Genomic DNA, 24,029 nt, shown 5'->3' on the forward strand with positions numbered 1-24,029 from the left:
GTTGATTATATCTCTTGTCCTGTAGGACGAATTATCATTTCGTTAACGGCCATATTAGCTGGTGTATCGATTACAAAAGCAACAGCTGAGGCAATTTCTTCCGGATCCATTCCCATCATTTCAGCACCTGGTTGTTTTCTAGCTGCTTTTAAACCTTCACGAACTTCATCATTATTAATGGAGTCAACCAATTCAGTATTAACTGTTCCTGGCGCCAGAATGGTCGTCTTGATATTATTGCCCCGCTCTTCTTGACGAAGTCCTTCCATAATAGCTCTGACCGCAAATTTAGTTCCTGAATAAGTGGCAAATCCGGGTAATAACTCATATCCTAAAACTGATGAGGTAGTGATCACATGACCACTTTTTTGTTCTCTCATAATTGGCAAGACTGAAGCAATCCCGTTCAAAACACCTTTAACATTAACATCTAACATTTGATTCCATTCTTGACGAGCCACTTCTGAAAGATTATTAACTGGCATAATACCCGCATTATTGAACATAACATCAACGCGACCATATTTTTCCATCGTTTTATCAATGACATTCTGAACTTCATCGGCTTTGGATACATCAGCTTCAACTGCCAAAATATCAGCACCAACGTTGCTCTTTTGGATTTCTTCCAAACGATTCATTCGACGGGCTGAGATAGTCAATTTAGCACCTTTTTCAGCTAATAATTTAGCAGTAGCGGCACCGATACCACTTGAAGCTCCCATAATTACAACTACTTTATCTTTTAAACTCATTTATTTATCCTCATTTTTTATTGTTTTAATGACTCGAGCTGGTACACCAGCAACTATCGTGTTATCTGGAACATTGTGTGTCACTACCGCTCCAGCTGCGACGATAGCATTTTCCCCAACAACTACTCCCGGAGTTATGGTGACATTGGCTGCAATCCAAGCATTGTCGTGAATACAGACCGACTGTAAATTCAAATGACGACGTTGACTCGGTTCTATCCGATGATTGACTGAAGCGATCGTGACATTTGGCCCAATCAGGACATTATCACCTAGATAAATCCCGCCTAAATCGGTAAACATTACATTACTATTGATAAAAACATTTTTACCAATATGTAAGTTACGTCCAAAATCAGTATGAAATGGCAATCTGATTTCAGTTGATGAATCGATTTTTTCGTCTGTGATCTGACTAATGATTTCTCTAACTTCTGTTTGAGAGTGAATCCCATTATTTAATTCCTGAACCAATTTTTGATTAACGGCATTTATTTCATCAACTTGTTGGTAAGCTTCTGTGCCTAAATTCAATTGTGATTTCAAATTGTGACCTCGTTTCTGAATTACTAATTGAATTTAGTATACGGGCTGGTTATTATAATGTTAAATACTTATAAAACATCGCTTACTATAAATTTTTATTATGATAGGAGAATCATCACTATGGATATTAGATTCTTACGTTATTTCGTTGTCATTGCTCAGGAATTAAACATTTCCCATGCAGCTATCTTATTGCATGTTTCTCAACCAGCATTATCACGCCAAATCGCTGATCTGGAAGATAGATTGGGGACTAAATTATTTATTCGTGGAAAAAGACAGCTGCAACTGACTCAAGATGGCTATTACCTATTAGAGCGTGCTCAAGAAATTATCGGTTTAGTTGATAAAACAACCTATAATCTTCAGAAACAAGATGTCATCAGTGGTACTTTGGATATTGGAGCCGGTGAAAGTATTGCTCTCAACGTTGTCATGGATACTATTCAACAACTATTACATAAATACCCTGATATCAGAGTTAACTTTCACAGTGGCGATTCAGATACCATTCAATCTGAACTCAACAGTGGGATTCTGGAATTTGGCATTATTATGGGACACAAAGAATTGAGCAACTATCATTCTTTGAAGTTACCTGACCAGAACCGCTGGGGTGTCGTTATGAGGGCGGATGAGCCCTTGGCTAAACATGACCAGATCCATCCCCGTGACTTAATTGGTCGTCCGCTAATAACCTCACGTCAATCAGCTCAACGAAAGATTTTTCAAACTTGGAGTAAGGGACTATTCGAACAATTTAATCTGATTGGAACTTATAATCTCTTTTACAACGCTGGTTTGTTAGTCAAAACTGGCGCTTGTATCGCCTTAACTTATGAAGCTTTGGCTGATACTTCAGAAGAAAGCGGTTTAGTTTTTCGACCATTAACTCCGGAGCTGACTGATCCTAATACCCTTATTTGGAGTAAAAGTCGTAATTTACCTGATGTCGATAAAATATTTTTGGAAACACTCCAGAAGAATATTTAGTTATTTTTAATCATATAGTCTGATTTATTCCTAGAATTCTATTAAATCAATTAAAATCTGAACTATACTATCAATACTAAGGGCGTGATTATATGACCGATAATATAAAAAACGAAGTATTTCAGCTAATAGATTCAATGTATAACATTGTTAAAACAGGCAGCGATGATTCTGATATATTAGGAGTGCTAATGAAGGCTGCCTTAGCTCTTAACAAAGGTATGGCTCCCCAAGTGGTAGCAGCCAAGACTGTTAATGGTATAAATCTATTTGTTTTAAGCAAAAAAATCTACTTCGGCGATGATTTTAGTGCCGATTACACTCGGTTAATTGGATTGTCTCGAGCTGGCAGCTATAAATGGATTGCTAATGGTGTTGGGGATTTAAGAATTCAATTTTTCTAGGTTTCAATTATGTTTGCTAAATTATAAATCAACCAAAATAAGAGTCTAGATTGTGAAAGTTACAATCCTGGCTCTTATTTTTCTTCATTTTAAATTCTATCTCATATTAATCAAAATATTTAACGGTACTGCCATATCTAAGCGGTACAAAACCATAACGGTTATATTGATCCAAAACTTGGGAATCAATCTTCTTCAACTGTGGTTCGATAAAATTAAATATCTCACCATATTCAACCGGCAAGCCTGAAATACGAGTCTTTAAATTCAAAGATAAGTCAGCTTGTAAAATATTGGTTCTTAAATCAAGCATAATTTTAATGTAGTCATCGTCATTATCTAGTGCCTTATAAGATTGCATCAATTGCACTCTAAAATTACTAAATTTAGGGTCTTTAACTTCGTTATAGGCCACATTTATCAAATCCATTAATGTCTTTTTATTTTCTAAATAAATTTGTTCCTCTTCAGCTTTACTCATTTGACTCGTCCCTTCCCTAGAATATTCAAGAATATCTCCCGGTTGACAATCTAAGACTTCACAAATTTTATCCAAAGTTGCGAAACGAATTCCTTTAGCCTTACCAGTTTTTAAAATCGATAAATTAGCTGGTGTTATTCCAATCTTCTTTGCCAAATCTTTTGAGGAGATACCACGTTTTACCATTATTAAATCAAGGTTAACTTTAACCATTTACATCACCTAAATCACTGTATTTGAATCTTCTTGTAGTTCAACACCATATTTGAAAACTAAATAAATTGTATAGAGAATCGCCATGAATATAACATAGATTCCAATTTGAGACCATGAGTTAGCGAAAACATCACTGATTTATCGACCGCGTCCATTAGTAAAAATGACTCCGATTCCACCTAAAGAAAATATAACTTGACCAATAATTGTCAGAACTGATAAGGCCTTTAAAATAAAATTAGTTAAATATTTCATATTAATCACCCCTTAATTCATATTGTACTGCATGCTCTAATATGTGTAAATCGATATTTTATTATTGTTTCACAATAATTTTGTAAGACATTAAAAAACCATCTCCATTAATAATTTACGGAGATGGTTTTTAAGATTTTTTGCTTATTTTAAAAATACCAAATGAGAACAACATTGATAAGGTTATCAACCCAGTAATCCAAATCATGGCATGATTATAAGATATTGCTGGATTAGAATATTGACTGACCATCGCTACCACAATCGACAAACCAACTGATCCACCAATTTGATGAACGGTATTAACTACTCCAGAAGCAGAACCGGTCATTTTAGGGGTCGTGTTAGCAACTCCTGCAACTGTCAATGGACTGAGTGAAAATGCCTGTCCAATTCCTATTAGGACCATTGGCAAAGCAATTGCCCACAGGTAACCAGTTTGAATCCCAATAATCGCTGTGGCAGCAGTACCTGCAACGGTAAATAACATCCCAATCATCAATAATTTGGAATTGCTTATTTTAGTTGAAAGTCTGGTTTCAACAGCCGCCATGAAAAATTGTGGAATCGTTTCAGGTAAGAATCCCAGAGCTGATTCTAACGGACTGAATCCATAAACTCTTTGCATTGCTAATGGTGTCAAAAAGAAATATGACAACGCAAATCCCATGAAAAGGAATCTAGCAATATAGGCATAGCTACGTTCTTTATCTTTAAATAAAGATAGCGGCATAATCGGCTCTTTGGTACGTCCTTCATATAAAACAAAGAGGATCAAACCGACAATGGCCACTATTAGTGAAAGCATGCGATATTTTGTTCCATCAATACTATAAACCAAGGCTGAAACTCCCACGACTGATAAAATGGTTCCCACAATATCAATTTTTTTAGCATAAGTTTTTTCAGATTTTAGATACTTCATTGACAACAATAACATGACAATTCCAATTGGAAAGTTTAAAAAGAAACCAACTCTTCATGACCAGTAACTAGCGATAATTCCACCAATCACTAAACCAAAACTGGAACCAAGACCAGCGGTAGCACCGTAATATCCGATAGCTTTAGTTCGCATATTACCTGAGTAATTATCCATTAATAAGGCCAAAGTACTTGGTGCCAGAATCGACGAACCAATCCCTTGAATAGCTCGCATGGAAATAATCATGGCCGCATTGGTTGATAATCCTACCAATAGCGAACTAATACTAAAGATTACTAGTCCAATTAGATAAACTCTCTTACGACCGAAGACATCCCCTGCTTTTCCAGAGAATAATAAAAATCCACCAAATGTTAAAGCATAAGCATTCGTGATCCAAGACAATGATTGATTGCTTAAGGATAAATCACGTGCAATTTTAACGGTACTGGTAAAGATAATCGAATTATCCAAAATTATCATAAAATATGTTAAGAGGATGATTGGTAAAGCCATCCCAAATTTTTGTTTATTCATTAATAAAGACTCCTTCTCTCACTTTTAGACAAAACAAAAAGCATCACCATCTTGTAGCGATGCTTTCAGAATTTTAAAATTTAACCTAATTGACTAGTTGGACGAATAATAACTTCATTCCAAGCAGCATCAGCAGGTAAATCAATTGCTTGCTTGATCGTCAAAGCAACCCGTTCAACCGGAATACTGTATGCAGCATAGAACTTCTCCATGCCAGCTTTAACTTCTGGATCAGTGACAGATGATAACAATTCGGTATTAATGGCACCAGGGGAAATAACTGTGACACGAACATTATTTTTGGCATCGACCATTTCTTGACGCAATGATTCACTGATAGCACGAACAGCATACTTAGTAGCTGAGTAAACTGCACTGCCGGAATGGGCCACGTGACCAGCAACAGATGAAACATTGATAATATGACCAGACTTTTGCTTATCCATATAAGGGATTGCAGCACCAATACCATACAAAGTACCTTTGATATTGATATCGATCATATTGTTCCAGTCTTGAATCTTCTTTTCAGATAGAACTGATTGGGGCATGATACCAGCATTATTGATCCAAACGTCGATACGACCAAATTTTTCGATTGCTAATTTAGCTAACTCTTCAACTTGGGCATCATCAGTTACATCAGTAGCTTTGTAGGCTGCTTGACCACCCAGTTTTTCAATCTTATCAGCAATTTCTTTGAGAATATTCTCACGACGAGCACCCAAAACTAATTTGGCACCATCTTTGGCTAATAATTCAGCACTAGCTTTACCAATACCACTTGATGCTCCGGTAATTACAACAACTTTTGCTTCACTCATTAAATATACTTCCTTAATTAAAATTTTAGTTTAGTAGACAGGTCTAGTTTCACCTTGAGTGTCAGCATCAGCGATACCAACAGAATCATTCTTCAAATATTCTGGATCAGCAATGATCTTAACGATAACGTCAGCCATACTTTGACGTGAACCAGAAACACCGAGATATTGTTCATCTTTGTGAGTAATAACGTACTTAACTTCATCACGATCATTCAACCATGGGAAACGTAAAGTAGTATAAGTTAAACCAGAATCAGCCAATAACTTGTCAGCACTGATAGCAGCACCTAAACCACTCTTAACTTGTTCATAGTTCCAACGACCATATTCACCAGGAACTTCATTATAAAGACCTAACAAACTTGATTCGACAACACGTTCAACCTTGTTTTCTTGCATAGCTTTAATAACATTCTTAGTCATGGTGTTGTTACTATCATGATCAACGAATGAAACATAAACTAAATCTTGATCCTTCATAGCTGCGTTAACAGCATCGTAATCATTGATATCGCCATCAACTAGAGTGACGTTTTTATTTTCTGCTAAATTACTTAGTCGACTACTATTACGCAAGAATAGTGTCAATTCAACATCTGGTTGTTCCTTCAAAATACGATCTTCTACGATTCTGGCAATTTGGCCGTAAGCGCCCAATACTAATACTTTTTTCATTTTAAAATTCTCCAATTTATAAGTTTATTTTTCCGAACTAAAATCTAATTCCATCTTGGCATAACGTTCTTCACCTTCAGCGGATGGTGTGTAATAACGAATATTTTTCTTAATGGCAGCGATTTGATTCATTTCCTCATCGGTTAAAGTGAAATCAAAGATATTGTGATTGTCCTTAATGTGATCAGGGTTTGTTGAACCAGGAATCACGATAAAGCCCATTTGGGTGTGCCAAAGTAAGATAACTTGGGCACTCGATTTGCCATATTTTTGACCTAATTGGGCAAAGATTGGTTCATTGATCAAACTCTTATCACCATGGCCTAATGGATACCAAGCCATCAAACGAGTACCGAATGGTTTCAAAGTTTCTCTAACAGCATCTTCGGTGAAATATGGATGTGCTTCTGATTGAATCACTTGTGGTTTGATCTCAGCGTTATCCAAAATCTGTTGTAACTTGTCACCTTGGAAATTAGAAATTCCAATAGCTTTGATTTTGCCAGCTTTGTAAGCTTCTTCAAGTTGTTTGTATCCGGCCAAGAAATCACCCGCTGGTTGATGTAAGAACATCAAATCAACATAATCAGTTCCCAAACGTTGCAACGTATCATCAACAGCATTCTTGTCAGTATAAACGGTGGGCCATAATTTCGTACTCAAGAAAATATCGGAACGGTCAACACCAGAACGTTTAATACCACGACCAACGCCAGTTTCATTCATATAACCGTTAGCAGTATCGATCAAACGATATCCATCTTCTAACGCATCAACTACAGCTTGTTCAGCTTTATCAACAGGCATTTGAAAAGTACCGATACCCATTTCAGGGATTTCTACATCATTATTTAATTTGAAAGTTGCTTCTGTCATATTTAATTATCCTCACGTAATTTATATCTTATTTTTAACTGCCGTCTCCACTACGCAATATCTAGGTCTGGAACGCCGTGGACATCGTTTGAAACCAATTTTAAAATTCAAAAATTGTTTCCAAATCGAGTCTTTCACTAACCTGGTTTCACCAGCTAAGTGAAATTTCACAGCTGAGACCTAGAATTGCTCCGCTACGACTAGATATTATTTTTAATCTTTTTATTAATTTGAAACTTCTATAGAAAATAATTCAAGAAGGAACTAATACACTAGCCTGGAGCAAAAATTGAAATCGGCTCAGTGATGAAATTTATCTAAGTGGGTTCCCCACTAAGATAAAGGCCGAGCTTGAAGACCGTAGGACTCCAAGACGTGCCCACCACGTTCCAGCCGAATTTCAATTTTTGTGGAAGGCGGCATATCACACAACAACAATCTTATTTCAATTGAGCCAAGCTTGAACCAAAGATTTGTTCGATAGTTACAGGATCACGGTGGTCGAAGAATTGACTTTCACGTTTATCCAAACTAGCCATCGTCTTCATCTCATCAGCAGTCAATTCAAAATCAAAGACGTTGATGTTTTCTTCCATACGGTTCTTGTGAACTGACTTAGGAATTACGACGATTCCACGTTGTAACAACCATCTCAAGATAACTTGACCGTTAGATTTGCCATACTTTTGAGCAATTTGAGCAATCGTTTCATTAGTAAAGATGTCATGCTTTCCTTCAGCGAATGGTGCCCAGGCTTCAACCCGAATATCTTCGCTTTGAGCAAAATCAACTTCTGAACCTTGTTGATACCAAGGGTTAACTTCAATTTGGTTAACAACTGGTTTGATTTCATTTGATAATTCTAAGTTCTTTAATTGATCAGCGTAGAAGTTGGAAACTCCGATAGCACGAATCTTACCTGCTTTATAGGCTTCTTCCAAAGCTCTCCATGCTCCAGCAACATCACCATATGGTTGGTGTAAGAGATAAAGATCAAGATAATCAACACCTAAGTTATTTAAGGAAGTTTCGATCCCCTTCTTGGCACGGTCATAACTAGCATCAGAAACCCAAAGTTTAGAAGTGATGAATAATTCCTTACGATCAATTCCTGAACGTTTGATAGCACGACCAACGGCAGCTTCATTTTGATAAGCAGCGGCAGTATCGATTAAACGATATCCAGAAGCAATAGCTTCAACGACTGCATCCTCACATTGTTTTAAATCGGTAACTTGGAAAACTCCGAACCCTAATTGTGGCATTTCAATTCCATTATTTAATTTAACTGTTTGCATATTTGATAACCTCTTTGTTTACTTGATGAATTCATTATATGGCCTGAGCTATCACTTGAAAATTACCAGATAAACATGCTACCATACGTTTGACGTATAGTGATTAAATGAGGTGAAGAAATGATTGATAACTATCTACTTGAGGAACTAGTTACTTTCAAAAAATACGGCACGCTAGCTGCCACTGCTGAACAACTCCTAGTTACCCAACCAACTGTTACTAGAGGGATGCAGAAGTTAGAGGATGAATTGAATGTTAAAATTTTTGACCGTCAACCAAACCACATCTCCCTAACTAAGACCGGGGAATTAGCTGCTAAAGAAGCTCAAAAAGTACTAGATCAAAATAATAATTTTGTTGAAACTATCCGTAAATATGAGGATAGCCACAAAGTTCTTCGTATTGGTTCTGTTGTTCCAGGTCCGATGATTCTTTTACGTAGTTTAAAGGACCTACCCACTGAAGTAGAACTATCTGATGACCTATTAGCTGATGATTCAGTTATCGGTAAACTAGAAAATAACGACTTTTCATTTGTCTTAACCGATAAAGAAATCATGACTGATACGATTGAATCCCGTTACATTGGTAGTGAACATCTTTCAGTCAATTTGGATAAGTTCACATACTTAGCCAATCAAAATTCAGTTACTTTCAAAGAACTCAAAGGAATGAGTTTTGTCGTTATCAGTGATATTGGACTTTGGAAACAGATTATCCAAGATAACATCCCTGATGCTAAATTCCTCTATCAGGAACAAACTGAAGCCTTTACTGAAATTACGAGATATTCTAACTTCCCTTATTTCAATACCAATATTTCTGGACTTGATAACCATTTGCAAACTGAAGATGATGATCGAGTTCGCATTACCATTAGCGATGATGCTAGTACAATCGATCTTTATGCAGCCTATCTCAAAAAACAAAAGAAACGAGTTGCTCCAGTTATCAAAACTCTGACTCAAAAATGGCAACAATCGTAATTACGAAAAAAAGACTCCAATAATCCGAAATTATTGGAGTCTTTTTACGTTCATTGGAAACTCCAATGTAACTATCTCTGTTCAAATTTTTTCCAAAGTTCCTCTGGAGAATTTTTCATATCTTGACTACTAAATTTAGCAATATGTTTATCATAAGTATCTATCTTGTAGGATAGAAGCTCACGAGTCTTTTGCAATTCAGCAATCTTATCATCAATTTCATCACGTTGCTCATTCAAAATACTCTTCTGAGCTTTTTGAACTTGCTCAGTTCTTTCTTCCTGAGCTAATTTAGAAAATTCAATTAAGGATTCAATCGACAATCCCGCTGAACGAAGAGTTTTGACCAAATACACCCAATTCAGATCACTTACAGAAAAATCACGATAACCTGATTCGTTACGAGTTACTGGTGGAATAATACCCACCCGTTCGTAATACCTGAGTGTATCGGTTGTAATGCCAAATTGTTCGGCAGCTTGTTTGATATTCATCGTATTTATTACTCCTTTGAAAAATTGAAGCCTAAAACTACACTAGCAATAAAAATTGAATAGATCATAGCGGCTGGATAAACGGTAATCGCAAGAACTAGTCCAATAAATTTGATACCTAAGTCTAAGAAAACCACTCGATTCGGAGTTTTATACAATAACCCAAAGTTAGCCTTAGGATTCAGACGACCTAGATTTTGAGATAAAGCCACATTCAATAGTGAAATAGCAATGATAATCAAGCCATAGAATACTTGAGCTGTAGAATTATTGAAGTTTTCTGATACCAAGCTAGTTGTGTATGGAAATAGTGAAGCAAAAAACAACAAAACCAGTGTTAATAAAATTGTTTTCATATCAATGATATGAACTAAACGCCAGTTGTTGTGATGTGACATCCACATTAAACCAATCCAAAAGAATGACAAAGCATAGGCAAAGAAGCTAATTCGTAAATCCCACAGTCCGGCCCAAGATACCTCCTTGGGTTTACTCAAATCCAAAACTAAAATAGTCATAATAATTGCTAGGATGGCATCTTCAAATGCCGTTAATCGTTCATTATTCATAAATAATCCCTCCCGTAATAATCCTCATAAGATATCTCAATTATAGATTATTTGTGAAAGATTCTATCAATAATTAAATTAAATTATTACGCTTTAAGAAATTACTTAAATTACCATCATTATCATATCTAATACCATCGGTTAATTTCACACCATTATCTTTAGCGGTCATCTCATCAAACACTAGCATTGAATCATCAATTGTTGAACTCATACTAGTTGTAAAAGGAATAACTGTCTTGCCACTGAAATCGACCACGTCAAACAATGAGTGGATGATCATTGGTGGTTGGCTCCACCAAGTTGGAAAACCAACAAAAATCTCGTCGTATTTAGAAAAGTCGGGTAACTCGTCTTCAGCAATTTCCGGATGAGTTTTACTATCCATTTCCTTTTTACCACGAGCAGCAACAGCTTCATAATCCTGAGGATATGGTTCTGCTGCTTGTAATTCAAAAATATCGGCATGAGTTGCTTGTTGAATCTTTTCAGCAGCACGTTTTGTTGTTCCAGAACTGGTAAAATAAATAATTACTTTTTTATTATCTGCAGCCATTATTAAACTTCCTTCTATTTAATAAGAAAAGAAACTGATCCAGTTGGAATCAATTTCTCTTATTTTACTTAAATATTTTCCTTCAAGAATTCAGTAATATTTTCAATTGCTGTTGGAACATAGTCTTCACCATCATAAAGGTCAAAGTGACGAGCCTTAGGGATAATAACTAATTTTTTATTCTCACTACCAGCATTCTTGAACATCACTTCAGCGCCAGGACGAGTGAAGGCATTCTCACCACAGATCATCAAATATGGTTGTTTCAAATCTTTAACGATTTCTGTTGGATGGAACTTCTGCCAGTCTAGTTGTGACCATGAAACAAATTCAACACGGTTAACGGCTGCTCCACGTTTATAGTCGAAGTAATATTCAGCACCTTCAGAACCTGGTTCAATCAAATCAAGTCGGGTTGCTTTACCAGTCTTCTCATAAAGATCCTTTTGAGCCTGGATTTCTTCTTCTGGAGCTGTCTTAACAGTATCAATTACAGTAAAGGGATTGACTGAGACAATTGCATTAAGGCGTGTTTCATGTAGTGCTTCCAATGGCAGATAAACACCTGAGCCACAGATACCAATGGCACCTAAGTGTTTAGCATCAACATTCTTATAAGTACTCAAGAAAGTAATAGCACTTTTGATATCACTAGCTTTGACATTAGGATCTTCAGTTCCACGTGGTTGACCTTGACTAGCGCCAAGATAGGAATAATCGTAAACCATAGTTACATAGCCTTTGATAGCCATCAGTTGAGCATACAAACTTTGCGTTTGTTCTTTTGTTGCGCCCATTGGTCCTTGGACTACCAAACCTGGTAACTTGGCATCGGCTTTCATATTAACTGGCGTATAAACAATTCCAGATAATTTCAAGCCTGAGTCTTCATTATCAAAAACAACTGGTGTGGAATTATATTCTTCAAGTGGTGCTTTGATTGCTACAATTTTTTCAACTTCATCCATTAAAATTCACCTGATTTATTTTATAGATTTCTTTCTGTTAACCAATCAGCCATATGGTCAGCAATTTCTTGATTATTTAGATCTTGGAACATGAAATGATCATTGCCTTTAATACCTGCTTTTGGCAATTCAACAATTTTGGCATCCCCACCATGAGTGTTCACAACTTCAGCAAACTTGTGAGCCATTTGTACAGAACCACGCCAGAAGTCCCAAGCTGGAACATCTGAAGGTTCATCAGGAATATTGTCACCATAATAAACGACAATTGGTTTTTTAATTAATTTGGCATAAGCTTCATCAGACACAGGAATTCCCTCAATTGCCATTGGATACTTAGTAACAATTTTTTCAGGAACATCATCCTTAGGGAAAACAAAAGCTCCCGGTTCAATTGCGATAATAGCTGTGACATCATCGCTTGCTGAACCGATCATCCAGCCAGGGACTCCACCTTGTGAGTGGGTCATTAATACAGCTGGTCCTGATTTCTTCAAAGCAGCAACAGTTGTTGAAGTAATCAATGGAAAATCAATTTCACCAGTATCTGGTGTCATCTGTCTAAAGAATTGATCAACTGATTCATCGTCTTTAGGGAATTGGGTATTATCCATAAAGTTAGGCCAAAGACCTAATCTAAATTGCGTAAACCAATTCAAGTCATCCGGTTGGGCACTGATAGTAATTGGAACTGATGATTGTCCAGCTTCACCACGTCTTGGTTGATCAAGTAGATAAACACCGTAGCCTTTTTTCAAAAAGATATCTGAGAATCCCGGACGACCATCTGGAGTAGTCATATAACTAACTCTCGATTGACCATAACCAGGTAAAAACATAATTTTGTGACCATTGCCCTTAGTTGGTTCTTGATAAAAGACATTGGCATGATCCGAATGTCTAATTTGTCCCTCTGGTGCCATTTGACCTTTAATTGGATCAAAAGTTCCTGCAGTTTTTTGAACGATACCACCAGCTGAATAGAATCCTTGGTTCTTAATCTCTAAATTTTCATCAGACATAACTTGTTCCTCCCTGAACTAAGCTTTTTCCTCATAAACTTCTTTAGCAAGATTGAAAGCACTCCAAGCCTTAGGCCAACCACAATAGAATCCTAATTGGGTAATGATTTCAACAATTTCATCCTTGGTAATTCCATGAGCCTTGCCCATTATTAAATGGCTCTTGAGTTGTTCAAAATTTCCTGCTGACATCAAAGCGGCAATAGTGATCATACTTCTGTCGTGAGCAGAAAGTTTATCCTCACGTGACCAAACTTCACCAAACAAAACATCATCATTAAAATGTGCAAATTGTGGTGCAAAATCTCCTAAACGATCGTGACCTGCTGTAATTTTATCTGCCATTTGAATCATCCTCATTTCTCATCAATTTAATTATTCTGGTAATTTGTCGTAATCAGCATCTGATACTGGTTCCAACCATTCAGTAGTACCTTTAGTGATTGCCAAATGTGAGAACCATGATCCTTTTTTAGCACCATGCCAGTGTTTAACGCCATCTTTGAAGACAACAACGTCGCCAGGTTTCAAACTACGAGGTTCCTCACCTTCAATTTGAGACCAGCCTTCACCAGCAGTAACCATAATGATTTGATAACCATCATGATGAATGTGCCAGTTGTTACGTACTCCGGGTGCAAAGTTGACATTTACGACATTAAAATCAATATTTCCTTCTGATGGTACGAGTCCTTTGGCAAAGCTATCACCAGTAAAATATTTACCATAAGCTTCATTCAAATCACCGAAACCAAACATATTGTTTTTAACTTCATCCTCATATTTTGCCAATACAATTTCCTCCTATAATCTGGTACTTAACCAGTCAGTTAATTTAGCAACTTCTTGTTCTACAAATTCTGGTTTCCAGTAAGTTTCAATATGATGTGCTCCTGGAATTAAGAACAATTCCTTGTCCTTGGTACTTGTAGCGTTGGCATAAGCCTTCTCTGTTAAGTAGAAAGTATCAGCCGCTGAACCAGCCATCATCAATAAAGGAACGTTGATCAAATCCATATTTACTGAAGCATCAAAGGTCATCAAGTTCAACAAGCTGCTGACGGTATAAACAAATGATGACTTGGGATGAGCATTAGTTTGAGCGTAGTAGGTGTAACCTTCTTTATACAAATCGTATGGTAATTTGGCAGCATCTTCTGGCGCCATCTTCTTCAAATCGGGTGTGTAATCAACGCCTTCACCAAGAACCTCTTTTTGACGAGCATCGGAAGCATTCTTTAATTTATCTTGGATTGTATTAGCTTCGGAATCTAAGAAACCATTTCTTCTAACAAGGCCTGAATTGAAGGCTGATAAAGTAGCTACGGTCTTGAAACGTTTGTCAGTTTGTCCGGCACGGAGTGTATAACCACCGCCACCACAAATTCCAAAGGCACCCATTCTCTCAAAATCGACACCTGGGAAAATTGATAAAGCATCAGCCATACCATGGATATCTTCAACACGAAAAGCTGGGTTATCAACCATTCTTGGTTCACCTTCTGATCCACCTTGATAAGAAGCGTCAGCAGTAATGGTGATATAACCCTTTTCAGCCATTCGTTGAGCAAACAAACCAGCAACTTGTTCTTTAACACCCCCATTTGGATGGGCAACTGTTAAAGCTGGATACTTCTTCTTAGGATCATAGTTAGCAGGCGTATAGATGTTAGCAGCAATCTTCAAACCGTTCAGAATATAACTGATTGGATGAATGTTAACTTTACCAATTTCATTCTTAGTAATTGCATCGTTATAAACCAATCCCCAAGGATTATCGTTGACCTTTGGTAATTCTGAAATTGAAACCTCACTCAATACCATTTTTGACATAAGCTTATCTCCTCAATTTTGAAATCGCGTACATTTTAGCCCTTAAACCGCAGTTTAAGGCAAATGATTTACTTTATTAAATTATTCTTTTTCAAATATTTATTTATACTCTTTGAACTATTAGCTCTGAAACCAGATTGTAAGTTGATTCCTTTACCTTGTACCATCTTCTTGAGATAGGGACGATTGACGCTCATTGGACTACTCATACTAGTTGAGAAAGGTACTACTGTCTTACCTTTAAGATCATACTTATCAAAGAAAGTATTGATAAACATTGGTGGACGTTGATACCACGTAGGGAATCCTAGTAAAATCGTCTTGTATTTCTTCATATTAATTTTATTAAGAATCTCAGGGTGAATATTCTTATCGATCTGTCGCTTGGAAACTTTAGTTAATTTATCGTAATTACTGGGATAATTAGGAGACATTCTTAACTTAACTAAATCTCCACCAGTTTGTTTTTGAATTTTTTTAGCAGCATCCTCAGTAGTTCCTGAATTAGAATAGTAAACTACCAGAACCTTACCTGTTGCAGTAGTTGCGGCCTTCACTGTATTTCCATTCATATTACCGAATAGAAATATTGCAACGAAAGCAACAACTGATGATACGATGACTGAAACGATTCTCTTTGACATGTTGATTCCTCCATTAACTATTAATGATTTCATAGATGATACTAAACCTTGGAGTTTGCTCCAAGGCAATACTTATTTACTAAAAAATTTATTCATAAGTACTATATTTACGTGCCAGAATACACTTGTGCTATATTTTAATTAGAAACTTTGTGATATTTTTGCATTAGGAAAGCCATGAGGGCTATTAATTTTGATTATTTCAATCCAAGAAGCTGCTGAGCGTATTGGGATTACGCAATCAGCTATTAGATACTATGATAAAAAGGGACTTTTACCTTACGTCAAACGCGATAAATACAACAACCGCATCTTTAATGAGGACGATTTAATTTGGATAAAACTGGTTAAGGGTTTACGAGAAACCGATATGCCTATCGAGATGGTCAAAGCCTACGTGGATTTGACTGTTAACGGACGTTCATCCCTAGAACAGCGCTTCAAACTGATGACTGAGTATCAAAAGATGCTAGAGATAAGGCTCAACCAAGACCAAGCACATTACATTACGATCAACCGCTGGATCAATCATTTCATTACTGTTTTGAATGATAACAAGTTAGACCAATTCCCCAAAAATATTGACCAGAATTTTCCAGATAATATTCAAAAGGCAACTACCTTAGATAAAGAATTCACTGATGAAAAAAACACGCCTTCTTAATTGAAGCGCGTGCTTTTTTAATATCCTAGCTTATTGAGCCAATTATCGACTGTCTTTTGAGAATTATTAGCATCCGTTCCTTCAACCCCAAGTCCATCACGAACTTTGGATTTAGGATATTGTTCTTTCAATTGTTCTTGAGTGTTACCCAGTCCAGAACCCATATGAGTAGTAAATGGAATAACGGTTTTGCCATCTAAATTAGTCGCATCCATGAATGTTCGAACAATCATTGGATATTCACCCCACCAAACTGGTGCTCCAATAAAGACGGTGTCATATTTACTGACATCAGGCAAAGTTCCTTTGATCTTAGGACGAGCATTATCTTGTTGTTCTTTTTGAGCTTGGTCAGCTGTGGCCTGGTAGCTTTTAGGATAAGGCTTAGCTGCTTGAATCTCATATTCATCGGCACCAGTATGTTTTTGAATAAAATCAGCGACAACCTTTGTATGTCCAACCTTTAAATGACCACCTGAAACACCATCTGTTCTAGAAAAGTAGACAATTAAAGTTTTACCATTCTTCTTATTAGTAGTAGTGCTCTTTTTTGTAACTTGCTTAGTTACTTGCTTGTTGGCAGTTGTTGATTCAGAACTAGCTTGTCGATTGTATACGTTATATCCAACGATAGCGACTAAAATCACTACAATAGCACTGATAAATGCAATTATTCTCTTACGCATATTTAAAATTCCTCTCTATTTTTACGTGGTCAAACGTTCATCGGTTAAACGACTACGACTGACACCTATTTTGTGTAATGTTTCTTCAGTTTCCAAAACACCTCTGGCAGGTCCCACAATAATGAACCGTCCTTGATTAATCTCTTGCTGAGTTAATGATTTTTGATAATCATTAGCTGAATAACGATGGAAATGTTTTTCAAATTTTAATTTGGTTGATTTGATATTCAAGTTAGCGAATTGATCATCAAAAATATTTGTTTCTGTTTCATGTAAACTCCACATTAAATGAGTTGGTCGAGAATTTGCATACGCATCTGAAAGATCAATCAATGGTGCCAATCCAGTTCCCATTCCAATCAAAATAAGTGGTATCTCAGTTGAATCTTTTTCGATAATCTTATTAAATCTTCCGAATGGTCCTTCTAAATTAACTTCGTCATCTGCCTTGATTTTACTTAATGATTTCGTAAAATCACCACTGGTTTGAATGGTGAAAGTCACTGCAGTTTTAGATTTATTTCTTTGAATATTCGTTACGGAAAATGGATGTGATTCACTCGAAACTCCCTTTATTTTAGGAAAACTCAAGAAATAGAAATCTCCTGGTAAAGGTCTCTCAGAATCTGCTCCTAATTGCACTTGTAATTGTCGCGCATGGTCGCTAACCGCAATATTACGCAAAACCTGGCCACTTCTCTTTTCAGAACTAGGTGAAACAAATTTATACCAAGCATAAATTCCTAAAGCAGCGACTGTATAAATATCAAAGACAATCACAAATGGTGTAATACTGCTTATTCGAGGAATAACTTGGACATGAACCCAGATCAACAAGATAACCACTATATTTAAACGATGAATCCAAACTGACAACTGATGTTTAAAGAAAAATTGTAATTTATTCTTCATCTTTTGTGCTACTGGAAAACGATCTACTAACCAACCTGATAGGAAGAAAGTTGCATATAACACTCCAAAAATAGCTAAGTACCAGGCCATATGACCGGTATTCCGAATAATAGCATGCATTGAAAATGATAATTGCACATGAATTGTCGCTACTACTAAAGCTAAGACACCAACCATTCCGTGCACAAAATACATTGCTGGCAAACCAATTAAGCGATCCAACCATTTGGGACGAGTTGCTAAGAAAACAATCCCTAACCACCAAATATAAGCAATCACTCCAGCATCATAAATTGCTAGACGTCCTGGTGAATCAACCAATCCATTATTCAAAAGAATTATTAATGGTAATGGCAATAATATTAAAATTGCTATCCACACTAGATATAACGAAATTGGATGTTTTCTTAACATATTTTTGTTCTCCCTCAAGTTGAATAAATTACTTATTTTTCAAAAAGTTGTCCTGCATAGTGTTCAAATTGTTTATCAACTGAATCTAGCGAATGGCTACCACCCTTTTGCGTATAATATTGCAAGTTTTGATGGTTAAATTCTGGTAATTGCCACATTGCTTGCATCTGTGGTGTCATAGAGCTACTAGTTCCATCATTAGAACCAACTCCTGCCATAATTTTAAATGACTTGGAATCAACTGAATTGGCTAAACGAGTAGCAGTCTTTTTACTGGCGACAGCTCCACCATCTGGTTCAATCGTCCAACTATCACCCGCCATTGGCACAAAGTCATGGAAATATTTCAAATCGTTTTCAAAAACATACCAAGTTGTAATAGCACCCATTGAGAATCCACCAAAAGCTCGGTGATTTCGAGAAGCTTGAAATCCTTTGTCATCAGTCGTCTTCGCATAGGTTTTATATTTCTGTTCAACTACTGGCATCAAATCTTGAACCAATTCTTCTTTAGCAAAATGTTTATTCAGTGGGCGATCACTGTAGTAATCTGAACTAACCGATTTTCTACTAGGATAATAAGTTGGAAAAACTGCAATTGTGTTTTTCAATTTACCGGTCCGATTCAATTTGTCCAAAATTTGTTTGAAGTTACCGTCTTGATAAAAATCACTGCCACCCTCGGTTGAGCCATGCATCAAGTAAACAATATTGTGCTTTTTACTAGCATCATATTTTGCTGGTAAATAAACTGTCGCCTGTTTTTGGTACTTCTTTTGATGATACGTTGTTTGATAATTGATTGTTTCGGTTTTACCCGTATTAGAAGCTGCCTCTACGACCTGACTCTTAAATGATAGAAAAGCCAATAACATCACTCCAATTATGATTATATTTTGTTTTTTCATTTAACTTGTTCAACCCACTTATCTACACGCTTATCAGACTTGTCGACTTTGTTACCATCAACTACCAAGGCCGAAGTAAAAGTGTTCTTAGTTGCTCCTTGTTCTCGTAGAATTTCACGAATTCGTTGGACACTATCACCCTGACCATAACCACCTTCAGTCATGAATGGAGCAATCTTTTTTCCTGACAATTGATTGCCATATGCTTCTAGAAATGCTGTCATCGGATGTGATAAAGTCATTGCCCAAATTGGATAGCCTAGATAAACATTTTGATACTGACTAAGATCTGGAACTGACATATTTAATTCGGGATAGTTTTCACTTTCACGTTCGGAATTAGCCCGAGATAAAGTTTTTTGGTAATTGCCAGAATAAGAGTCTTTGACAACTATCTCTAAGATATCAGCATCAGTTTCTTGAGCAATCTTGCTAGCTAATAATTCTGTACTGCCTGAACGAGAGAAATAAATAATGATACTTTTGGCATTCTTAGTTAATTTTCTAGTTGGTTGATTCTGACTATTAGTATCCTTGCCATCTGAAGGCATCCCATAACCATTGCGCCATGCACTATCTGATCTACCTAACTGAGTAGCCTTGATTGGTTGGCAATCGATTGTGTTGTTCTGCTTAGTTATTGAAACTTTTCCATAATTCATATAAACGATTCCTCCTATCAAAATTAAAATTAGTCCTATTATTACGATCCATATTTTTTTCAAATGTTTAATCGGCTTTAGATTGTCCTGATAATAAACCCTGAAGTTCACTTTAAGACAAGTATTTTTATTAAATTAACCTTGACCATTCATGAAGGCTGGGTAAAGTGTCATTCCACCATCAATAAAGAGTGTGACACCTGTGACATAACTTGATTCAGATGATGCTAACCAAGCAGCTCCGGCAGCAACTTCTTCCGGTTTACCGATGCGGTTCATTGGAACCATGGAAACTGTTTGATCATATTGTTCTTTATCAGCGAATTTCTTAGCATTGATTGGTGTATTGATGGCACCAGGTCCAATGGCATTAACACGAATACCCTCTTTGGCATATTCCATTGCAATTGTCTTGGTGAACATCTTGACCCCACCTTTGGCAGCAGCGTAACTAGAAAATGTTGGCCATGGAATTTGTTCATGAACTGATGACATATTGATAATATTTCCTGGTTTACCTTGCTCTTTGAAATAGTTCAAAGCTGTTTTTGAACCTAAGAAAACACCAGTTTGATCAATAGCAATCACACGATTCCAATCATCAAGTGATAATTCATGGGTTGGTGACTTAGTTTCCATACCAGCATTATTGACCCAAATATCTAAATCGCCGAAGTTATCAAGCGCAGCTTTTAAGAGTGCTGCATTACCTTCTTCAGTTGCCACATTAGCTTGAACAATCACGGCTTTACCACCATTTTGTTCAACTTCATCAGCCGCTACCTGAGCGCCTTCGGCATCGCTATTGTAATTAATCACAACTGACATATGTTCTTGTCCAAAGCGTTTTGAAATAGCTGTTCCGATTCCTTTTGATCCACCGGTGATAACTGCAACTTTTTTATTTAAATCTTCATACATAATAAATTCCTCCAGAAATAATTTTTATTTTTTTAAAAGATAGTCGTGATGATGGCTCCACCAACGATCAAAATCAAACCGATAATTGTTAAGATCAATTCGTGACGGCTCTTGGCTTCATGTAGAAAGACCATGCCACCAACAGTTGAAAGTACAACTGATAATTGAGAAACTACGAATGCCGAATTAACACCGTTATCTCGAACTGACAAGATATAAGTAATCGCCGCAATCGAGAAGATGAATCCAGCTAACAAACTTTGCCAACTAGCTTTTTCTCGTAATACTTGAGGCTGTTTCGTGAAAATAATATAAAGTAAGACTGCAATTACCATCCCAACTGACTCAGGTAAGAAAATTGCCAAACCTGATGAGGTCATGGCTCTGGGAATTGAGTTATAAACTAGAAATCCAACAGTTGTTAAAACTAACATCATCAAGGTTCCCGTTTGTTTGTTGGCTTGTCTACCATTATCTTTCTTAGCAGTTAATGAAATACCAACAATTAATAGTAGAATTCCAATTACTCCAAAAATCTTGGCATTAACTGAAGCCCACTCTCCAAATATCAAAACTCCGATAAATGAAGTTCCAATCAATTGCAATCCAGTTGAAATTGGCATTGTCTGTGAAACACCGATCGAACGATAGGCATTGTATTGGCCTAACTGACCAATGATCCAAAAACCACCTGCCAAAGCAGCTAGAACAAAATTCATAATTGAAATATTTGGCCTTATTATTAGGAATACCACGATACTAACTATTAAAGTTCCAACAGCCGTTCCAAAAATTTGGTTGATGGGTTTACCTTTAATTCGAGCCACTGCCAATGGTAAAATTCCCCAAGCAATCGCTGGTAATAACATTAATACAATACTCATATTTTCCACTTCCATAACTTTCTGTTTCTCTCTTAAGCGATGAACATAGTATACGTCCCAGTTGGCACATAAAAAATTACTAGATAAGCATTGTAGTATACTCAAAACGTATGCTTAGTTTCCCACCTTCCATAAAAATTAACACTTTGATTATTTGTTTTTGTTAATGAGAAACATATTTTTAACTCAAAAACCTGTATTAACTGATTTATTCAGTCGATACAGGCTTTTACTAGTCCTTAGAAAGATAAACTTTAATACTAAATATCTATTTGAAGTCAGTAACATAAAAAAATAGTTCTCAATTACACAATATAGAAACTAACCAACTAGCTCGGAGCAAGGAAGAAAAAATGGCTCAATAGCGAGATTTTACTTATTCGATTGATCTTGCCGGATTAGTAAAAGGCCAAGCTTGAAAACTATTGTCAATGCCGAAGGCTTTGATGATAGGTTCCTAGTTGTGCCCGCTATGTTCCAGCCAATTTTTTCTTCCTTGCGGAGATTGGCAGTATATAAATGCTTATTCAGTTCATTTTCTAATTAAAAACGTTTTCATTTAATAAAATTGTAATTATATTAAAGATCCGGTTGTACTTGATTATCATTTCAGTAATAATGAAAGATACATTTTTCAATTAAACGGGGATTTAAATAAAGACTATTTGTTATGGGGGATTTATATGAAAAATATTTTTAAGAAAGAAAGTGTCGAAAATTATGTGAAGGCAGATTCTCATTTAGTGAGAACTCTGCATGCCAAAGATTTAGTGGCTTTGGGAATCGGAGCGGTTATTGGTACAGGTATCTTTATCTTGCCGGGACACGAAGCCGCTTTACATGCCGGTCCAGCTGTAGTGATTGCCTTTTTAGTCGCCGCGTTAGTTTCCGGAATGGTCGGTATGGCCTACGCTGAATTTTCATCGGCCATGCCAGTTGCTGGTTCGGCTTATTCCTTTGGATCAGTTATCTATGGAGAATTTATCGGTTGGTTACTTGGTTGGGCCTTAATACTAGAGTATTTCCTGGCCGTTTCCGCTGAAGCAACTGGTTTTGCTTCCTATTTTAATGATAATATTTTGGCATCATTCGGACTCACTTTACCTAAAGCACTCCAAGCAGGACCAATGGAAGGTGGCGTTATCAACTTGACCGCCAGTTTAATTGTCCTAGTTGTCGCTGCTATTATTTTCCAAGGTGTTAATTTATCAAAACGAATTGAAAATATCGCCGTAGTAATCAAAGTTGCCATTATTATTTTATTTGTCGCTGTTGGTGTTTTTTACATTAACAAAGCCAACTATGTACCATTCTATCCAGCTAAATTCCATTCAACACCCTTTGGTTTAGGTGGAATTTCAACCGCTGCTGCCACAGTCTTCTTTGCCTTTATTGGTTTCGATGCTTTGGCTGCCAACTCAGCTGAAACAGTTGATCCCGGTAAAAACGTTGTTAAAGGTATCATTGGAACAGTTATCGTAGCCGTAGTATTATATGTAGCTTTCTCACTAGTGCTAACTGGAATCGTTCATTACACAAAACTAAACGTTGATGATCCCGCTGCTTATGCTTTGAAAGTTATTCATCTTGGTGGCTGGAATAAAATCATCACTTTAGGTGCTTTAATTGGTATCTTTACTGCCATGGTAACGATGTTCTTTGGTGGTTCACGTTTGGTTTATGCCTTAGGACGCGACGGATTATTGCCTAAGTTCTTGGGTAAAGTTAATTCCAAACATTCCGTTCCAACTAATGCCATCATCATCGCTACCGTTATCCAGACTTTCTTTGCCGGAATGGTGCCATTAACTCAATTGGCTTCTTTGATTAATGCTGGAACCCTATTAGCCTTTGCCTTCATCTCATTTGGAGTTATCCCTTTGAGACGTCGCAAAGATATCGTCAATAATGGTTTCAAAATGCCACTTTATCCATTCTTGCCGATTCTAGCCGGATTATTCAGTGTTTACTTCATCGTGATGTTGCCTAATCTGACTAAGATTTCCGTTTCAATTTGGTTAGTTCTGGGAGTTATCTTCTACTTCATTTACGGGATCAATCATTCTAAATTACAATCAGAGGACTAAAAAAAGAGGCTGTGACAAAACAGTTTCTTG

At 36.6% G+C, this 24,029-nt stretch carries 28 protein-coding genes and 1 pseudogene; 5 read left to right on the plus strand and 24 right to left on the minus strand.

The annotated features are described in order from the left end of the window. Positions 1–5: 5 nt before the first annotated feature. Together IV57_RS08535 and IV57_RS08540 are read right to left on the minus strand one after the other, a co-directional pair. Entirely contained in the window at positions 6–755 is a 750-nt protein-coding gene (locus tag IV57_RS08535) for an SDR family oxidoreductase (RefSeq protein ID WP_057881103.1), read from the minus strand. Further along, positions 756–1,301, minus strand: coding sequence for a DapH/DapD/GlmU-related protein (locus IV57_RS08540; RefSeq protein WP_057881104.1), 546 nt, complete (start codon positions 1,299–1,301; stop codon positions 756–758). 120 nt (positions 1,302–1,421) lie between these two features. On the opposite strand from IV57_RS08540, the gene IV57_RS08545 reads away from it, so the two are divergent. Together IV57_RS08545 and IV57_RS08550 are read left to right on the plus strand one after the other, a co-directional pair. Further along, complete coding sequence (locus IV57_RS08545) at positions 1,422–2,294, plus strand: LysR family transcriptional regulator (protein WP_057881105.1); 873 nt, start codon at positions 1,422–1,424, stop codon at positions 2,292–2,294. A 92-nt stretch (positions 2,295–2,386) separates the two neighbouring features. Next, positions 2,387–2,698, plus strand: coding sequence for a bacteriocin immunity protein (locus IV57_RS08550; RefSeq protein ID WP_057881106.1), 312 nt, complete (start codon positions 2,387–2,389; stop codon positions 2,696–2,698). 493 nt (positions 2,699–3,191) lie between these two features. Here IV57_RS08550 and IV57_RS13375 read toward each other — a convergent pair. The 7 genes and pseudogenes from IV57_RS13375 to IV57_RS08580 form a co-directional block, all read right to left on the minus strand. After that, positions 3,192–3,392, minus strand: a pseudogene (locus IV57_RS13375) (helix-turn-helix domain-containing protein); the annotation flags it as partial. 388 nt (positions 3,393–3,780) lie between these two features. Continuing rightward, positions 3,781–4,590 carry an MFS transporter gene (locus IV57_RS13480; RefSeq protein WP_338025668.1) on the minus strand — a complete coding sequence of 270 codons (810 nt, stop codon included), beginning with the start codon at positions 4,588–4,590 and terminating at the stop codon, positions 3,781–3,783. A gap of 39 nt (positions 4,591–4,629) precedes the next feature. After that, on the minus strand, positions 4,630–5,112 hold the full coding sequence (locus tag IV57_RS13485) for an MFS transporter (protein ID WP_338025670.1): 483 nt from the start codon (positions 5,110–5,112) through the stop codon (positions 4,630–4,632). A gap of 80 nt (positions 5,113–5,192) precedes the next feature. Next, positions 5,193–5,936 (minus strand): SDR family oxidoreductase, encoded by a 744-nt coding sequence (locus IV57_RS08565; protein ID WP_057881107.1) that lies wholly within the window; start codon positions 5,934–5,936, stop codon positions 5,193–5,195. 30 nt (positions 5,937–5,966) lie between these two features. After that, positions 5,967–6,614 (minus strand): NAD(P)H-binding protein, encoded by a 648-nt coding sequence (locus IV57_RS08570; protein WP_057881108.1) that lies wholly within the window; start codon positions 6,612–6,614, stop codon positions 5,967–5,969. 24 nt (positions 6,615–6,638) lie between these two features. Beyond that, complete coding sequence (locus tag IV57_RS08575; protein WP_057881109.1) at positions 6,639–7,490, minus strand: aldo/keto reductase; 852 nt, start codon at positions 7,488–7,490, stop codon at positions 6,639–6,641. A gap of 440 nt (positions 7,491–7,930) precedes the next feature. After that, complete coding sequence (locus IV57_RS08580) at positions 7,931–8,788, minus strand: aldo/keto reductase (RefSeq protein ID WP_057881110.1); 858 nt, start codon at positions 8,786–8,788, stop codon at positions 7,931–7,933. 120 nt (positions 8,789–8,908) lie between these two features. Here IV57_RS08580 and IV57_RS08585 point away from each other — a divergent pair, with 120 nt between their 5' ends. Then, complete coding sequence (locus IV57_RS08585; RefSeq protein WP_057881111.1) at positions 8,909–9,775, plus strand: LysR family transcriptional regulator; 867 nt, start codon at positions 8,909–8,911, stop codon at positions 9,773–9,775. 71 nt (positions 9,776–9,846) lie between these two features. Here IV57_RS08585 and IV57_RS08590 read toward each other — a convergent pair whose 3' ends face one another. From IV57_RS08590 to IV57_RS08630, 9 genes are all read right to left on the minus strand, one after another. Next, complete coding sequence (locus tag IV57_RS08590) at positions 9,847–10,269, minus strand: MerR family transcriptional regulator (protein WP_057881112.1); 423 nt, start codon at positions 10,267–10,269, stop codon at positions 9,847–9,849. A gap of 8 nt (positions 10,270–10,277) precedes the next feature. Then, the gene (locus IV57_RS08595) at positions 10,278–10,838 is read right to left on the minus strand and encodes a TMEM175 family protein (protein WP_057881113.1); all 561 of its coding nucleotides are present in this window, start codon (positions 10,836–10,838) and stop codon (positions 10,278–10,280) included. A 73-nt stretch (positions 10,839–10,911) separates the two neighbouring features. After that, complete coding sequence (locus IV57_RS08600; protein WP_083488937.1) at positions 10,912–11,394, minus strand: flavodoxin; 483 nt, start codon at positions 11,392–11,394, stop codon at positions 10,912–10,914. Between the two features lie 68 nt (positions 11,395–11,462). After that, entirely contained in the window at positions 11,463–12,362 is a 900-nt protein-coding gene (locus IV57_RS08605; RefSeq protein ID WP_057881114.1) for an alpha/beta hydrolase, read from the minus strand. Positions 12,363–12,382: 20 nt separating this feature from the next. Further along, complete coding sequence (locus IV57_RS08610; RefSeq protein WP_057881115.1) at positions 12,383–13,384, minus strand: alpha/beta hydrolase; 1,002 nt, start codon at positions 13,382–13,384, stop codon at positions 12,383–12,385. Between the two features lie 18 nt (positions 13,385–13,402). Further along, positions 13,403–13,729 carry a carboxymuconolactone decarboxylase family protein gene (locus IV57_RS08615; protein WP_057881125.1) on the minus strand — a complete coding sequence of 109 codons (327 nt, stop codon included), beginning with the start codon at positions 13,727–13,729 and terminating at the stop codon, positions 13,403–13,405. A gap of 30 nt (positions 13,730–13,759) precedes the next feature. Beyond that, positions 13,760–14,176 (minus strand): cupin domain-containing protein, encoded by a 417-nt coding sequence (locus IV57_RS08620; RefSeq protein ID WP_057881116.1) that lies wholly within the window; start codon positions 14,174–14,176, stop codon positions 13,760–13,762. 12 nt (positions 14,177–14,188) lie between these two features. Further along, a complete protein-coding gene (locus tag IV57_RS08625; protein WP_083488938.1) occupies positions 14,189–15,217 on the minus strand; it encodes an alpha/beta hydrolase in 1,029 nt (342 codons plus the stop codon). 68 nt (positions 15,218–15,285) lie between these two features. Beyond that, positions 15,286–15,861 (minus strand): flavodoxin, encoded by a 576-nt coding sequence (locus tag IV57_RS08630; protein WP_057881117.1) that lies wholly within the window; start codon positions 15,859–15,861, stop codon positions 15,286–15,288. Positions 15,862–16,054: 193 nt separating this feature from the next. Between IV57_RS08630 and IV57_RS08635 the strand changes: the two genes are divergently transcribed. Beyond that, entirely contained in the window at positions 16,055–16,525 is a 471-nt protein-coding gene (locus tag IV57_RS08635; protein ID WP_057881118.1) for a MerR family transcriptional regulator, read from the plus strand. Between the two features lie 17 nt (positions 16,526–16,542). On the opposite strand, the gene IV57_RS08640 is transcribed toward IV57_RS08635, so the two are convergent. From IV57_RS08640 to IV57_RS08665, 6 genes are all read right to left on the minus strand, one after another. Continuing rightward, entirely contained in the window at positions 16,543–17,211 is a 669-nt protein-coding gene (locus IV57_RS08640; RefSeq protein ID WP_057881119.1) for a flavodoxin, read from the minus strand. Positions 17,212–17,232: 21 nt separating this feature from the next. Continuing rightward, complete coding sequence (locus tag IV57_RS08645; RefSeq protein ID WP_057881120.1) at positions 17,233–18,537, minus strand: ferric reductase-like transmembrane domain-containing protein; 1,305 nt, start codon at positions 18,535–18,537, stop codon at positions 17,233–17,235. Positions 18,538–18,569: 32 nt separating this feature from the next. Next, positions 18,570–19,445 (minus strand): alpha/beta hydrolase, encoded by an 876-nt coding sequence (locus tag IV57_RS08650; RefSeq protein ID WP_083488941.1) that lies wholly within the window; start codon positions 19,443–19,445, stop codon positions 18,570–18,572. Beyond that, on the minus strand, positions 19,442–20,107 hold the full coding sequence (locus IV57_RS08655; RefSeq protein ID WP_083488942.1) for a flavodoxin family protein: 666 nt from the start codon (positions 20,105–20,107) through the stop codon (positions 19,442–19,444). The genes IV57_RS08650 and IV57_RS08655 overlap by 4 nt, the downstream gene beginning before the upstream one ends. A gap of 135 nt (positions 20,108–20,242) precedes the next feature. Continuing rightward, positions 20,243–21,028: a glucose-1-dehydrogenase gene (locus tag IV57_RS08660; RefSeq protein WP_057881122.1), complete on the minus strand. Its 786-nt coding sequence runs from the start codon at positions 21,026–21,028 to the stop codon at positions 20,243–20,245. Positions 21,029–21,060: 32 nt separating this feature from the next. Then, entirely contained in the window at positions 21,061–21,912 is an 852-nt protein-coding gene (locus IV57_RS08665; protein ID WP_057881128.1) for a GRP family sugar transporter, read from the minus strand. Between the two features lie 683 nt (positions 21,913–22,595). On the opposite strand from IV57_RS08665, the gene IV57_RS08670 reads away from it, so the two are divergent. Continuing rightward, positions 22,596–23,999 carry an APC family permease gene (locus IV57_RS08670; RefSeq protein WP_057881123.1) on the plus strand — a complete coding sequence of 468 codons (1,404 nt, stop codon included), beginning with the start codon at positions 22,596–22,598 and terminating at the stop codon, positions 23,997–23,999. Positions 24,000–24,029 lie beyond the last annotated feature (30 nt).

Origin of the sequence: Companilactobacillus kimchiensis (assembly GCF_001438805.1) — a bacterium.
Lineage (GTDB): Bacteria > Bacillota > Bacilli > Lactobacillales > Lactobacillaceae > Companilactobacillus > Companilactobacillus kimchiensis.